A 16,918-nucleotide genomic window follows, 5' to 3' on the forward strand; every position below is an offset into this window, starting at 1 on the left:
AAAGGCCTGCTTTTTAACAAGGAGACACAAATGAAAGAAACTAAACTCAAGAAGCCAAGCTCAAGCTCGGTTATGCTTGAAAAAATAGTGCCTAATTATGTAACGCTTGATAATAGCTCACTAGATGAAAAAAAGTGATACGTAAAACTTTTTAACGTTGAAAGTCCATTGCTAAAAAGCACTTGAAGATTTACCAAAATTATTTTAGAATTCTTTACTATAGCTTTTATTGTTATTACTATTACTTTCTTTTTAATTAACTCAGTGCCAGGAGATACCGGAGTAGAAAGTGGGCTCTCGGAAGCACAAAAAGTAGCAGTAAGGCAGCAATTAGGATTAGACCTACCACTATTTAATAGATATTTAAATTATATTCGTGATTTATTTAGAGGTGACTTTGGGGTATCTTTAAGCGTTTTCCCAAGAACTTCTATAAATGATTTTATCTTCGATCGGCTTATTACTTCGCTTTACGTTGGACTATGAAGTGTTTGTCTTACTGTAATGATCGGGGTACCGGTTGGAGTTATAGTAGGAAAGCGTCCTGATGGAATCTTAGATAACATAACAACCGTTATTATTTCGATTTTATCATCAGTTCCTTCGCTAATATTTGCCATACTTCTGCTTATCTTAGGAAAAAATTTAAACATACCTTATATATTTGACGTTAAGAACTTTGCAACCTATGTATTGCCTGGATTTGCCTTGTCACTAGGTTCGATAATTGTTTATATTAAATATATAAAAACAGAGCTTAATAGAGAGCTAAACTCTATGCATTCAAAATTCTGCTACCTTAAAGGACTTTCAAGAAGTAGATTTGTTTGAACTCATGCTCTTAAGCCATCGCTATTCCCAATTGCAACCTTTTTCCCAGCCGTGGTACTAGGGAGCTTTGTTGGGTCAATATTTATAGAAAGAATCTTTACTATAACTGGTTCTGGAAATATTTTATTTAGCGCCATAACCTCAAAAGATTACAACATAATCTTATTCCAAGTAGTATTCTTTTCACTACTTACCATACTATCATACACCATACGTGACATACTATACGAACTTATCGATCCAAGAATTAGAAGAAAAGGAGGAAGATAATGAAATTTGGCCTTAAGCCTACTAAAGCAAAAACGCAATCTAGAAACGATTTATCAAACAAAGACGCGCCTAACCCGCTGCTAAAGCCTTTTGCTTATCAGCAATGAAAAATGGTCGGTAACATTTTAGAATACCGTGAAAGTGCTTATCTAAAAACTTCACTAAGCCCATTTAAACAATTTTTAAATAGATATTCAAAGAGCTGATCTGGAGTATTTGGTTTTGTATTTTTAGTTGCAATCTTTTTATTAACTTTCCTATTTCCTTTAATTTGAAACGATACCTCAGCAAGTAACGACGCCAAAGATGGCTACTTGCAACCTTTCTTTAAAGGGCATTTATTAGGAACTACTTCAAGAGGAAATGACTTTTGAACATTAATTTGACACGGTCTTAGATATTCACTTCTACTATCACTTGTTGTTACATTAGTGGAAGTGTTTATCGGAGTTACATTTGGAATTTTAATGGGACACTTTGAATGATTTGATAAAGCTTTTACGTTTTTTATTAAAATCTTTTCAGTTATACCAACCATTATTATTTTGATACTTGTAACTATAGTAATAAATCCTACCTTTTGAGTTATAGCTCTAGCGCTTAGCCTTACCGGATGAACTGGAATGGCTAACCAAATAAGAGCTCAAGTTAAACGTGCTAAAAACTTTGAATGAATTTCTGCATCTAAAGTTTTAGCTACTCCTACTTATAAAATTCTTCTAAGCTATCTTCCAGTTATAGTTCCAATACTAGTTACTCAGCTAGTATTTACCATCCCTGGAGTTATACTTTCAGAAACTTCACTTGCTTTCATAGGGCTTTCAATTCCTGATGCCATAACCCTTGGTACATTAATTAACGAAGGAATAAATACATTTTCAATTTATCCTCGTTATGTACTAATTCCTGCTAGCTTTTTAATAGTTATAACCACTAGCGTTCAATTAATAGGATCTGCGATCCAAACTAGCCTTCTAAAACAAAGATAATTACCATGAAAAAATACTATAAAGAAACTACTAATTTTAAAACAACCTATCGTCCGATTGTCGAAGGTTTAGATACAATGCTTAACGCCTACCCAGAGCGTGATGTACTTGTTCAAATTAGGCATCTAGATATCATTTATGGCTCAGGATTTAAAAAATTCAGAGCCATAAATGATTTATCACTAAATATTTATCAAGGTGAAGTTTTAGGGCTTGTAGGAGAATCAGGATCAGGAAAGTCAACCACCGGGAGAGCAATAGTAGGACTTACCCCATATCAACATGGACACATTAAACTTGAAGATGTTGTAGTTCCAAGAAAATTTAGCCGTGGCTTTAAATTTGGAAAAAAACTTCAAGATTACAAAAAAACTCTTAATTATATGGCCAACAAAGTGCAAATGATCTTCCAAGATCCGGCCAATTCACTGAATCCAAACAAAAACATTGAAAAGGTAGTTAGCGAAGGGCTAGATAACCTTAAAAACTCAAGGCTAATAGCGCTTGCTACGTTTGACCTTGCTGTTTTAAAAGAACTATCTACCAAAGGATATAAAAAAGAGCTTTGCACATTTTTAAAAGTTGCAGAAAAAAAATACTATTCAACTTTTGAATCATCACACGTTTTCAACAAAAAAACGCTATATACAGACGTTAGAGATTATTTTGCTAAAGCAAATAAGCCCGAGTCTAAAGAACTTGTTAAATTCTTAAACGATAAATCTAAAGAGCGTGAAAAATTTGAAAAAATGTCAGATAAAGCCCTTAAAAAGCATTTAATTGTTGACATTTTAAAACAAGTAGGACTTGATAAATCAGTTCTTAGTAGATACCCACTGGAATTTTCCGGTGGACAGCAACAAAGAATCGGTATTAGCCGTAGTATAGTTCTAAGACCTAAAATGCTAGTAGCTGATGAACCTATCTCAGCGCTTGATGTTTCGATACAAGCTCAAGTTGTTAATATCTTTAACGAACTTAAAGAAAAATTCAACCTTACCATTTTATTTATAGCTCACGACCTTAGAATGGTTGAGTATATCTCAGATAGAATAGCAGTTATATATAAAGGTACCCTTTTAGAAGTAGGGCCAACTCATGAAGTTGTTAAAAACCCACTTCACCCTTATACAAAATCTCTGCTTGACGCTGTTCCTTCGATAGAGTCTAAAAAAGGAAGCCTAATAGGATTTGTATACGATCCTTCAATGCATAAATACACCAAAGAAGTCCAACCAGTTTGAAACGATTTAGGTAATAAGCATTACGTATTTGCTACCAAAGAAGAAATCTCAGCTTGAAAAGCAAATAAATATGACCAGCTTTCAACTAGAAAAGACGCGCCAAAATCAGAATTTGACATTCAGACTCATTCTTTTGGTAAAGATGCTAAAACTAAAAAACCATTATCTAGCAGTCTTTTAGCTAAATTAAAAGAACTAAAAGAAAGCTTAGCTAAAGCTACAAAACCAGCTAAGGCTAAACCAATGCAATCTAAGCCAGCTCAAGCAAAGCCATTAGATCCTAAAGCAGCAGCGCCTGCTACAAAGGAAGTACCTAAAGCTAAGCCTGAGGCAAATTTACAAGATAAATCTAATAAAGCCAACTCAAAAAGTCAACTTCATTCAGAATTAAATAATACAAAAACCGCTAAAGATAGCGTACTTGAAGAATTTAGAAACGATAGCAAAGTATCTTCAGCTAGAACTGCTCAAGAATCAAGAAGATCTTGAAATCTAGATAAATTAGATAAGAAAAAATAGGAGTAAATTATGAATAAAGAATTTAAAGGTTATTCAAAGCTTTACGATAAACCGTTAAAGCATGAAAATAAAAATACCTATCATGAATTAAAAGATAGTTTTACTCATCATAAAAAAGTTTCTAAATGAAAACAAGTTGAAAATAATTACAAATCTTTTTTAGAAAAGCTAAGATTTGCTAAAAAAGAATTCAGACTTCAAGATTTTATTAAAAATGCCAAAACTGAAAAAGTTTTTGGTAAAGATACCGTGGTTGCAGCTGAAATTGAAGATATCCATCTATCATTTTTAAATCCAGCTAACCCTAAAGAAAAAAACGTGGTTCTTCGTGGAACTAGCCTTAAAATTTATGAAGGTTATGTTCACGCGATAATAGGAGAATCAGGTTCAGGAAAATCTGTTATTACATCGCTTCTTTACGGATTAACCGGAAATAACGCAGTAATTGACTTTGGAAAAATTAAGTTATTTAACAACGAAGTTCAAGATTTTACATTTACCGATTGAGAGAATCGTAAAATTAGAGGAACTATAGTTTCAGCTGTTTTCCAAAACCCGATGTCAATTTTAGATCCGACCATGAAAGTTGGAAAACAAATAACCGAAGGACTATTAATTAATAAGGTAGTTAAAACCAAAATGGAAGCTAAAAAAGTAGCGCTTGAATACCTTAAGATGACAAAAATTAATAATCCTGAAAAAATCATGAACGCATACCCTCATGAACTTTCTGGAGGTATGATTCAAAGGATAGCTATCGCTAGCGTAATGAGTCTTAAGCCAAAAATCTTGGTAATGGACGAACCTACCACAGCCTTAGATCCTACCGTTCAAGCGCTTGTTCTTGATATCGTTAGAGAATTTCAAGAAAAGCTAAAAATTGCAATAGTTTTCATAACCCACGATCTTGGGGTGGTGGCTTCTATTAGTGATTTTATAAGCATAATGTATGCTGGACAAATCGTAGAAACTGGAACCAAAGAAGAAATCTTAGAGCATCCACAACATCCTTATTCATGAGGGCTAATAATGTCAATGCCAGATTTTAACAACTCTGAAAAGCTAACTACAATTCGTGGTAGCGTTCCATCATCGCTGAATAACATTAAAGGTGATGCCTTTGCAGTAAGAAACGACTACGCTCTAGGAGTGGATTTAGAAGTAGAACCTGCAATGTATCAAATCTCTGATACTCACTACGTAAAAAGTGCGCTTCTTGATGAAAAAGCGCCTAAATACGAGCTTCCACCTTTAATTAAAAAAATGTGACAAAAATATCATCAAAAATTAAAAGAATTACACCAATAAAGGAGTATAAGTGGCAAAAGTAAAACACGTATATAAATACTTAATTGCGGCAGTTAGCTTTTTAGTAGCCGGTGGTGTCTCGCTTGGAGCTGTAAAGCTATATAGCGATAACTCTAGCCAAACTAAAGGAGCGCTTAACCCTGCTGAAAATGAATTAGTAAATGTATTTCTAGCTAAAGATTCTAGCCCAGAATTAAAATTTCTACTTCAAGATAAAAAAACTAGCGTTGCTAGTTTTGGAAAATACCAAGACGGTCAAGATAATCTAGATAGAGTGACATATAATGGAAGATCATATGAATATGAGGATTTTTTCAATGTATTTTACCTACAAAATGGATTTTTACCAGTACTTGAGATAAGCTATGGTTCATTTAAGTTCTACAATGAATATCTAGAAGCGGTTCCACCTCATGAATTTCTAAAATTCGCTCAATGATTTGTTAAAAACGTATCATGAGGACCTGACATGTTAACACTAAAATCATTTAGCATAGTTAAAGGAGTTCAAAGAGATGGTAACTCTATAACACTAGGGCAACACTTAAACGCTAATAAAGAACTTCAAACCATAAAATTCTATCCTGATGCTTTCTTTGGGTCTCTTTCTCTATATTCATTTTTAGCCGGAGAAGGAAACCTTCAAGATTCTCTACTATATCGTTTAAATTCAGTATCAATAACCGAAGAAGAACTTGACTTTTTCCTTAAAAATGCTAAAAAATTAAACATCCTAGCTAATGAACCTAGAAATACTCAACAAAGTAACATCAAATTTAGAAATCTTTTAGCAGCGCAAAGACTTCAAAATAGAAAACTTTACGTTTATAGCGATTCAGAAGCTGGCGTAAAACAAGTAGTATTTTTAAAAGAATACGACCCTGAAAGCGCTAGCTCTCAAAGCGAGGCTCAAGCAAGACTTAGAGATCTTTTAAAAGATCCTTCTTTTGTATTTGATTCTTCAAAACTTAAAGAATACTACGTATCAGGTCTTGGAATGGCTAACGCTGATTTACTAAGCAAAACCTATCCAGAATTAGCTTCACTAGATTTAACACCAAGCGAAGAAAAAGAAACCGACTTAAAAAATCTTCCAGTTACAAGAAACGGAAGAATGGCGCTATATCTACGTTTTGTAGATGCAGCTAAAGGTGATGGTGCAATAGAAGCAGCTAAAAAAGCTGAAGAAGCTCTAGAAGCTAAAGTTTTAGAAGATCTTCAAACCAATGCAAATGATACTGATGCTAAAGCTAAAGTAGCAGCAGAACTTGACGCAATTAAAAAAGCATTATATACTCCAGATGAAACTCTTTTAGTTACAGATTATGATTATTCAGCGCAAGCTTTATCAAACTTAGATGAATTAGAAAAATACGAATTCAGCCAGCCAACTGTTGATTTTTTAGACTACTACGATCTAAAAAGCCTTGTTGGAAAAACATTTAACCTATACCAAAGCCCTCAACCACAACAAGATCAAAGCGAGTCTCAAGAACAAAGTGAAACTCAAGAGCAAAGCTCAACAGAAAATACCGAAAATACCGCATCTGCAGTTGCACCAGGATTTCCTGGAGCTACTCAGCCAGCAACGCCTCAAACAAGTTTAATGGTGCCAGAAGCACCTGTTAAAAGTGATGCAACTGATGCTATGGCAGCAACAGTTGTTGATCTAAATGATAAGAAAAATTTAACTTTATTTTCACCTAATGGAAAAGAAGTTGAATTCGCCAAAAACTATGCAAGTTTAGTTGATGAGAGAAACTTTAAAGACGCAGAAACAGGAAAAGTTGATTTTCCAGCTTTTGATACAAACTTATTATCACAAGCTAGAGTATCAGATATTTCTGTAGAAAATGGAGTTTTAACAGTTGATTTATTAACTCATAATGCTAAATATAGATACAGCGTTGATGCTAAATCAATGAGCGATAGAGATTGAGATTTTGTCCAAGAGCTATTTTCAAAAGCAGGATATGTTAAATATCTAGATCCATACTTAGTAAATCTAGATAGTGATATCGTTATCCCTGAAGGCAAAAGAGAAAGAACTTTCACACTTTACTACAGTGCCTACCAAAATCTTCTTGATAATATTTCAAGAAAAATGCCTTATTTATTATCAGATAGAACCGGGCCTCACGTTGTTAAAAAAGTAAACGACCAAGGTGTTGTTGAATATAAATTAGAAGATGGTCCATACAAAGGATTTAGCTCAGATGATAATATCGGTCTATGAGCTGTATTAAAACTAAGCGATCCTAAATTCAAAGGAATGTCAAGTGATTTCCTTCGTTTCGTTGGAGCTCACGAATACGGTCACCATATAACTCTAACCGGAGCCCAAGACTTAGGAGATAAGCAATACGATCCAGTTCTAGCTTCTGCGCAAAGCCCTAGAGGTGCAACTAATATTCAAAACTTTATCTCTAAGGAAAATCTAGACTTATATTTAAGAGCTAGAACTCACTTAGAAGCTAAAACTACAAACCTTTACGCTCAAGGTGAAAAAGAAATAAACTCTCTTCCTGAATCAAACACTGGAAACTTTGTTAACTATGGATTCCAGAAAAAAGATGGAAGCTATGCCTACGAAACTCAAAGTGATGTTTGAGGAGCACCTAAAGCTGATCCAAGTATAGTTCGTGCTTTAACTAACCCAAAAAGAAGATTCCTTCAAAACTTTGAAGGTCTACAAAAAGCATTACAAGAAAGAAAAAAAGACTACAATCTTTCTGATAATGTTGACTTATTCGATCTTTGACTAACAAATGCATTTGACGAGCAATCTGGAACACTTAACCCTACAATAGAAGGAACTGCTCAATACTTCCAAGTAGATACTTCTTCTCCTACTGGATATACCTTTAAAGATGCAAGTAATGATCAAATTAAAGACTATCTAAAAGATGGTTTAGGTCAAAAAATTGAATACAGCAATGGTGGATTTGTATTATTTAAATTCGTGCCATACGATCCACAAAATGGATTATTCAAACTTACTTCAAATAAAGTTAGACGTGAAAACGGAGAACTTTACGTAAATATTCCTGAAGGAAGCGTTTTAACAACTGCGCAATTCTCAGAGTTAAAAAGAATCGAACGTGAATTTAACGAAAACGTTAATAACTTCATCGTTAAAAGATTTAGTTCAAATGGATGAAACACCGGTACTGCTATAACAGATACCAACGTTCAAATAACTAATGCCGTTCCATATTCACTTAGATATACATCTCAAGATGAATTAGTAAATGGTGAATATTCAAAAGCTACTGAATTCTACAAAAACTTTGTAAACAAAAGATCATGAACAAATGGTTTATTTGGTAATGATGAATTTACATTCAGAACTGCAGAAGCCGATGATTATAATATTACCTACTGACCATTATATTTTGCTAAAACTTCATTCTATGGTCCTGAAAGTTACCGTAATGCATTAATATTTGATGAAGGCGCTTTAACAAAAACTAGAGAATATGCTTACAACTTCCCAGTTAGATTCCCTGGACTTTCAATAGCAGAAGTTAATGAAACCTTAACAGAATTTTTAACTTTATTCCCTAGAACTTTAACTCCTCAAGAAAGAAGTGCTAAACAAAATCAAATAAGAACTGAAGCTGAAAGAAGAAAAGTATTTGACGTATTCATGCAAACATCATATGCATGAAGAGGACATTTACCTGAATATAATGTTGTTGATACATTAGGTGGGAATAAACTATTTTTAAATAGTACTCACCAATATGTTCCTAACTTTGCTCAAAGAAGAGTTGTATACAATACAAATACAAAAGAAACAACATATAAAGATCCATACAAGAGTTCGTCATTTTTAAACAATACTCCAATAAGCATTAGTAACGTGGTTAATGGTCTTGTTTGATTTAAAAACCTAAACGGTAGAATTTATAGTGACTATGCACCATGAATGCGTCCAATCGGAGCAGTAGATAATGACGGACAACAATTTGCAACAGCATATTTCTTTGCCGATGAAAATGGAACTGAAATAGAAGCTGAATCACCAGATGAAACAACAAAAGTTGATCTATCAAAAAGAAATGCTCAAACTTTAGTTGTTAATACTGACTTTGGTGTAAGCGATGTTCAAAATGGTGTTTTTGGAGCTATTAAATTAAGCCCTGGAAAAGATAAAAGAGTTCTTAATGATTTAGAAGAAATGTTTGATTTCATGACAGTTGATTATGAAAAAGCAAAAGCAACTTATGATGCAGCTACAAAACAACAAGTTCTTAATTGAGATATCGATTACGTTGAAGCTCGTTTAGATCTAGAAACATTTAGAAGTAGATACTTAAGCTTCTTACAAAACTATAAAGGTAGATTATTTACCAATAAAGAACGTCAAGATTTAATTGACTTATACTCAAAGCCTCTATCAGAAACAAAACAAGAAGTTGCAAACCAAGCAATGCAAAGATTTTTAAGATCTGGATATGTTCCATTTGCAAAAGACTACCAACTTAAAGATTTCCTTGCTAAAAGAGATAATTTATGAGTTTTAGATAAAAACGTTGGGGTTGATAACCTTAAATCAAGCTTTGTTGATTTAACTGTTACAGATGCAGATGATAATAGAAACGTTGATAGATATCTAAAATTCGTTAAAGAATACTTTGATAAACATCAAATAATGTACGATAACTTAACATTATTTGATCTACACTTATTAACCGGAATTACATGATTCTTGCCAGATGCAAAAACTTCAAGAGGTTTCGTTAACAAAGAGGCAGGACAGCTAACCGTAAGAAACGGAGTTTCATCTGACGTTGATTTATACTTTAGCACTAAGATATCTTCAGAAACCGGATCTATATTCTCAGATTATGTATATTCATACGCTGAGCAAATAAACCGTGATTACCTACAAACTACTTATACTCCATCATATGATCAATACGGAAACCGTCCTGATTATATTTCTGGAATAACCGAAGTTACCACCGGGCTAGAATATATAGTAGATGCAACCGCATCAAATAAATATCAAAACTTCCAAGTGGATTCTGAGGTAACAAATAACATGCTTACTTCTAATGTGATTCCATATTATGTGGAACAAAACAATAGAAATAGAGCAGCTAAAAATGGACTTCCTAACTACGAGTCATCAAAAAGAGATAACTACTTCTACTGACTACCTAAATACACCAACAACTTCTTTGGAAAAATAAGAAGCTTTAACAATGGTTGATATAAAGATAGATTCTATAGAACCAAACTTAACTGAGAGCTTTATGATGAACACGGTCTAGACAAGCAAGATAATTCAATTAGAATTAAAGACCTTCTTGGACAGACCGTTACTTCAAGAGCTAAAGCTTACTGACAGTACTTAATCCAATCACAAGGAATTGGAGATAGAACCCTTTCAGGATTCTGAAGAGATAGTGATAAAGATGCGGTAGCCTTCTATGGATACTTTGATTTAGAAAAATCTCAAGATCTAAAATACCTTGCATTTGAAAATACAGCAACTAAAGAAGTTTCATATCTTCCAGTGCATGTATCGCATACTAATAACCTATTCTACTACACCAAACAAGCGCCTGAAAATGGCTATACAGACGTGAATCGTCACTACATAAAAGACGAGCCATATCTTGACAAAAAAACAAATACTCAAAGAGTTGGTTTTGCTTCTTGAGTATCAGATTATGCCTTAGTTTCACAATATAGAAATCGGCTAGTTTCACCTGGAAATACATACAACGTTTACTTTGCAAATTCAAACAAAGAAAAACTAGAAGATGTAGATTTAGGAAGCCTAGTATCTATGGCGGAAAACGGTAAATTATTTAACCAGTCACCTTTAACTGTTCAAAAAGTGGAAAACACCGACGGAACACATTCAGCAGTATTAAACGTAAAAGACCAATTCAATTCAAACTAGGAGTTTTATGAAAAACAAAAAACTTAAATTAATTCTTGTATCATCAGCATCAGTATTAGCGCTAGCAGCAGTTACTACTGCTACAGCAATTAACCTTAAAAACACCAATTATGCAGACGCTTACAAAGGGCCAAGCACAAAAAGTGATAACGTTAAAATTGCTGAAGCTAGATTGAACCTAGAACAAAGAGATCCAAAACAAGGCTTTGTATGTAACTGTGCAATTCTGCTTACCCAACACTACGGATGACAACACACTAAAAATCAAGAACAATTAATCAAAAGCGTATTAGATAAAGCAATATTAGGAGAAACCCTTAGCAGAACCGAGCAAGAACTTCTTGACTCACTTGCTAAAGATTGAAAAACAACTTAATGAAGAAAAAAATAAAATATTCTCTAGGACTAGCGCTATCAAGCTTAATGGCTCCTGCCATTGCCATTTCTTGTGCTAGCAATGCAAGCAAAGAACCTACGCCGCTACTATCTAACAATAAAAAGTTAGACTATGACTTAGGGCTTTCAGCTCCTTCGCTTAACTCACTTAATTACGTTTTATATAAATCTGTTGATTTAATCGTTCCTTCTTTAGTTGACACTGTTTATAAATTTGGCCCAGTTAGCGAACTTCAGGCTATTTTAGGTAAAACTCCGCTTACTTTTGGAGTTTATGGAAACAATAACAACTCAGTAAGCCTTGAAAAATACGTAAATAGTCCTGACTTGGAAAATAACAACTACCAAAGTGATAGATCATATCCATTTGATAACTTTGGAATTGATGTTGGTGCTGGATCATTCCAGGCGCTTAGCGCTCGTGGAGGAAGAGGTCTTTTTACTCCTAATGCTAGGGTAATAACCTATACCATTACCCTTAACGATGGAAGAAGTCGTTGAAGTAATGGTGATGTGCAAACTGTTGATGATTTTCTTGATTACATTCACTATATAGCTGATATTAATACTGGTTCACAAAAACAAATAGATCTTCTCTCTCGTGATATTAAAGGTCTTGATCAATTTGTTTCACTACAAAACGAATACCTTAAAAAATTCGGAACAACTTATAAAAACCCATGAGGATATCCTCCTTATGAAAAAGTCAATGGCAAATGACAATATAAAGTAGATGCCAGAGACGAAAATGGAAACCAATTAAGCAATAAAGACTACCTTTGACCTTCACAAAATGAAGGAGATGAGCAAGACGTTGAAAAAATTCAACAAGCAGCGCTTAATGTTGGTTTCTGAAGTGGTAGATTATTTTTCAATATCTCAAATAAAGACTTATATAACTTATTAAAACTAGAAGACAACAAAGACGTCGATCCTTCTGATGGAGATACTATAACTCTTAAAGACGAAGACGGAAACGATTTAGTTTTAAGAAGAAATCCATACATTGACCCTCGTCAAGTATTTCAGTATGCTAGAATTGACTCTTCAAACTTCCAAAGTTATGAAGATGCAAGGCTAATTGGAAAATACATAATCTTCGCAAGAGATGAGCATGAATTTAGAGTTGAATATGCCGAGTCTAATCCAAAGTCAATCGATGATATGATTAACGATTTAAATAGAAACTGACTTCCTATAAATAGAGCATTTGTTGAAAATGAACTAGGCGGAATTCAAAACTTTGGAAAAGATAAAAGAAGTATATTAACCAATGGTCCATTTTTAATAGATTCATTAATTCTAGGATCTCAAGGTTCGCTAACTCTAGCTAAAAACCAATCATATTTCAATGTTAATAGAACCATATCTAATAAAATAAAAATCTACTTTAACGATGAAAGAAACTTAGAATCTGCAATGTTTTCAGATGGTTATATTGCCTTTGCAAAAATTCCATCAGTGTTGCAGAAAAAATTCTGAGCCGATCCTGAATTTAGAAACTTAATGTCTAAAACCACAGGGTATGGAACACTTGGGTTTATGTTCAATTTAGATCAAGAAACCAATAAAGATTCATATATAAACGATCCTGATTTAAGAAATGCATTTTATTATGCAATTAACCGTGAAGTTATGCTATTTAACTCAGGGTGAAATAACTCTTATCCAGTTATAACATGAACCGGATTTGGTAACGCGCATAAATCAGATGGAACTGCAATTGAATTTGGTTTCCAAGATCAATGAACAACTCCTAAAGGAAGCTATGCAACTGATCAAAAAGTGCCACTTCAAAACTATAGCTATGGAGATCACTTATCTAAAAACTATAAATTTGAAGCAACCAATAGAACCGATCAAGGATATCGTCCTGAAGTTGCAAAACACTATATGGAAGTTTTCAAAGCAAAACATCCAGGTCTAAAACAAGTTAATTTAACTTATATCTTTAATTCAACCGAAGAGCAACGTAACGTAGGGCTTGTCCTTAAAAACTCACTAGAGCTTTTATTTGGAAACTTTATTAACTTAGAGCTAAAAGCGCTTCCTGAAAACGTTTATATTTCTAAAGTTGAAGAAGGTGATTTTGATATTGCCTATAAAAACTTTGATAGCTTTGGAACAGAAATTGATTCATACGTTAAAGCCTTCTTTGTTGAAGATGGAATTAACCGTGAAAACTCGAAAACAACCGGATTTAACTTAAACCCATCTGGTGGATTTACCTATAAAAAATACTTCGATAGCCTAGCAGATTCTAAAGATTTAGTAAATGGCAGCCTAGTAGCTAAAACCGAAGAAGAAACCAGAAAACGTTTAGGAGTTTCACAAGAAATCTGAGACAAAATTAAAGAGCTTTCTCAAAGACGAGATGATGAAGATGAATTCCAATACAAAGATAGATATTCAAACTTCTTTAGTTATCAATTCACTGATAAAGAAAAAACCCAAGGATACGATGAAAATAAAGTTATTGAAATAGTAGCTGGTCTTGAAAAAATAATAAGAGATGCAGCTCCTGTAATACCTTTAATGGAAGTTGATACATTATGAAATATCTCTCGTGTTGGAGGAACTAGAAATCTATTTAGATACGATCTTCAATATGCATACGATATTGATCGTCCACCAGTTCCAGGACTTCCTAGAGTAACTGCCGGACAATCATCATAGCTCAAAATAATTAAAAAAATGTTAGTTAATGCTAGCATTTTTTCTTTTTTTAATATATAATTATTATGCAGTTACTTTACATTTTGTAAATTAGCTGCAATTATTTCAAAATATTTAGTGTATATTCTAAAATCGCACAAAATTCTCAATAAAATTATATTTTCGTAAAAATTATTAAATAGTCTATTCGTGTTAAATCGTAAAAAAATTACTACATATATACTCTTCGTTAAAAAATAATAATTCTCGTCACGTAAGGATTTTCAACCTTTTCCTTTCTAATTATTAGACATATTTTGTAACAAAAATTCTTTATTTAAATTTTTAACAATAAATATAAAATTGACCTTGTTTTCTTTATTTTCTAGAATTTTTAATTTTTTTTCTAGACTTTTCCTTTAATTTTTTTAAATTGCCGGTCATAATTATATTAATCTTTCGTTTGTATTTTTTTATCAATATTATTTAACCTCCTTTCATTTTGGTTTAGTTAATAAATTTATTTTCTAGAAATAAATTTAATTCACAAAATAATTACTAATAGACAAAATAACTAGTATAAAAAATCAGCCATTTGGCTGATTTTTCGTTTATTTTTAAATTATTGAGCGTCAACTACGTGTTGCATTTTTTCAAATACAGCGTGGTATCTGGTTTCAAATTCTTTAGAAAGTTTACCTTTTTTAACTAGTTTACTTACTTGTTCTAAGTTTTCTTCTAGTTCTGTTAGGTATTTAAATTCTTTAGTTCTAGTTCAGTAAGATTTATTAGCAATGCTTTTGTTCATTGCGGCTGCATCTCCTGTTAGTTTTGAAACTACAAGGGCAGTAATGATTGCTGTAAGGAATGAAGTAATTGTTAATCATACACCAGCAAATTCTATTCTAAGTTCTTTTGGCACGAAGCCTTGAGTAAATACTCATAGTGGAAAGGCAACTAAGAATCCTAATACAATTCCGGCAACTGATCCTTTACCGTTAACCCTTTTGGTAAATACTCCAAGAACAAATACTCCAACAACAGGTGCGTTAAGAAGTCCAACTGTTCCTGTTATATAGTTAAAGATTTGTTGTTGTTTAGTTGCGAGAAGGAATAATCCTCCACCAAGTGAAACTGAACCAAATAATAAAACTAATAGTCTTGAAAGGTTTGCTTTGTATTTAGCAGAAAGTCCTTTTCCTCATTGTGTTTTATCAACAAAGTCAACAATAATTGAGTTTGAAACCGCTGAAAGTCCTGATGAAATAGTAGATTGTGCAGCAGCTAAAACAGCAGATATTATAATTCCTACTACTCCTTGAGGAAGAACTTTAACAACAAAGTAAGCAAAAACTTTATCGCCTTGCTCTATTCCACCTTTAGCAAAGAATGGAACAGCTTTAACGTTATCAATTTGTCCTATAGTTTTTTGACCTGCTAATTGACCGACAAGATCACTATCTTGAAGCCCAACTAGATTTGCAGGTAGTTTACCATCAGCATTTTTAGCAATTTCTTTAAGTTCTTTTACAGTGACTGATTCTTGTGATGAAACATATGTATATATTGCAGCTCCAGCACCGAAGAATATTAAAACTGTAAATATTCCAAGTCCGGCAGCAATATATAAGGTTTTTCTAATTTCACCAATAGTTTTTGTCCCTTTATATCTTTGGGTAACATCTTGTGATGATGTGAAAGCATATAAAGAGTTAATGATGTTATATACGAATATGAATCCAATACCACCACTTGCTAGTGTTACTTTTCATGATTCTATAGTAAGTGGTTTTTGTAGCAATACGTGGCTTGAACTTCAGTTGGTTTTACCTAGTGCGAAAAATAGCACTAAAACCATTCCCATTCCAAGGATTAATCCTTGAACGGCATCGGTTCAAACAACGGCTTTGAAACCACCAAACATTGTAATTAATATAACAACAATTCCAAGACCTAATAGTATAAATTCTGGATTAACGTCTGAAACAGTTGTCATAGCTAGAGTAGGAACATATAAAACAATCGCTACTCTAAAGATTTGGAATACAATAAATAATCCAGATGCAAGTACTCTAGTTGCATAGTTAAATCTATTTTCTAGATATGAATATGCGGTACTTTCTTTTAATCTACGATAGAAAGGTACGACAAATAATGCTATAAATGGAGTAATTCCTACAAGTGAAATGTTGGCTCCGGCTCACATTCATCTTGTTGCAATAGCGTTACCTGTTGCCGCAAGGAAAAAGTTTGAAGATAGAATTGTGGCTCAAATTGAGAAACCAACAACTCAAATAGGGTTTTTACCTTCTCCGGTGAAGAAGTTGTTTACGGAATTTTGTTTTTTTCTTTTAATTTGTTGAATAAAGAAAAATAATCCAATTCCTAAAACTGCAGTTAGATATAAAGCAATAACAACGTAATCAGCGGTTGCAAGAGAAGGTTTAACGATTTCTTTAATATCATTCATTAATGTCTCCAGTTTTCGCCTTTAGTTAATAAGTGCTCAAGGTATGATTCTTGAGTTTCTGTTCATTGTGATATTTTTTGCTTTTTATTATCTTTAAATTCACCATTGTGAATTAAAACTGCATTATATATAGTTCATACAACATTAGAAGCTATTAACAGTCCGCCTACTACATAAGCTGGAAGTAATGCTTGCGTATTTTGGTGTTTGTCAATAAATTGGTTAAACACATTAGCTGTTTTTAAATCAATAGCTTTTTTTGTTTCATCGCTTAATACTGGGCTTTGAGTGTTTGCAAGTACAACAAGTGTTACGA

At 33.0% G+C, this 16,918-nt stretch carries 9 protein-coding genes; 7 read left to right on the plus strand and 2 right to left on the minus strand.

Going from position 1 to position 16,918, the window contains the following annotated elements; translation table 4 throughout:
• Positions 1-72: 72 nt before the first annotated feature.
• Genes VY93_RS01070 through VY93_RS04195 form a run of 7 tightly spaced genes read left to right on the plus strand, consistent with a single transcriptional unit; the run spans position 73 to position 14,153 of the window.
• A complete protein-coding gene (locus VY93_RS01070; protein ID WP_026365166.1) occupies positions 73-1,101 on the plus strand; it encodes an ABC transporter permease in 1,029 nt (342 codons plus the stop codon).
• Positions 1,101-2,090, plus strand: coding sequence for an ABC transporter permease (locus VY93_RS01075; protein ID WP_020002890.1), 990 nt, complete (start codon positions 1,101-1,103; stop codon positions 2,088-2,090). The genes VY93_RS01070 and VY93_RS01075 overlap by 1 nt, the downstream gene beginning before the upstream one ends.
• Positions 2,091-2,095: 5 nt before the next feature.
• Positions 2,096-3,853, plus strand: coding sequence for an ABC transporter ATP-binding protein (locus VY93_RS01080; RefSeq protein WP_020002891.1), 1,758 nt, complete (start codon positions 2,096-2,098; stop codon positions 3,851-3,853).
• 9 nt (positions 3,854-3,862) lie between these two features.
• Complete coding sequence (locus tag VY93_RS01085) at positions 3,863-5,161, plus strand: ABC transporter ATP-binding protein (protein WP_020002892.1); 1,299 nt, start codon at positions 3,863-3,865, stop codon at positions 5,159-5,161.
• A gap of 10 nt (positions 5,162-5,171) precedes the next feature.
• Positions 5,172-11,081 (plus strand): PDxFFG protein, encoded by a 5,910-nt coding sequence (locus VY93_RS01090; protein WP_020002893.1) that lies wholly within the window; start codon positions 5,172-5,174, stop codon positions 11,079-11,081.
• A gap of 7 nt (positions 11,082-11,088) precedes the next feature.
• Positions 11,089-11,457 carry a hypothetical protein gene (locus tag VY93_RS01095; protein WP_020002894.1) on the plus strand — a complete coding sequence of 123 codons (369 nt, stop codon included), beginning with the start codon at positions 11,089-11,091 and terminating at the stop codon, positions 11,455-11,457.
• Positions 11,457-14,153, plus strand: coding sequence for an ABC transporter substrate-binding protein (locus tag VY93_RS04195; protein WP_036434340.1), 2,697 nt, complete (start codon positions 11,457-11,459; stop codon positions 14,151-14,153). The genes VY93_RS01095 and VY93_RS04195 overlap by 1 nt, the downstream gene beginning before the upstream one ends.
• 601 nt (positions 14,154-14,754) lie before the next feature.
• On the opposite strand, the gene VY93_RS01105 is transcribed toward VY93_RS04195, so the two are convergent.
• Both VY93_RS01105 and VY93_RS01110 read right to left on the minus strand, forming a co-directional pair.
• The gene (locus tag VY93_RS01105) at positions 14,755-16,602 is read right to left on the minus strand and encodes a sodium:solute symporter (RefSeq protein WP_020002896.1); all 1,848 of its coding nucleotides are present in this window, start codon (positions 16,600-16,602) and stop codon (positions 14,755-14,757) included.
• Entirely contained in the window at positions 16,602-16,832 is a 231-nt protein-coding gene (locus tag VY93_RS01110) for a hypothetical protein (RefSeq protein ID WP_020002897.1), read from the minus strand. Before VY93_RS01110 ends, VY93_RS01105 begins: the two co-directional genes overlap by 1 nt.
• Positions 16,833-16,918: the final 86 nt, after the last annotated feature.

This window comes from Mycoplasmopsis synoviae ATCC 25204 (assembly GCF_000969765.1).
Classification (GTDB): Bacteria; Bacillota_I; Bacilli_A; order Mycoplasmatales; family Metamycoplasmataceae; genus Mycoplasmopsis; species Mycoplasmopsis synoviae.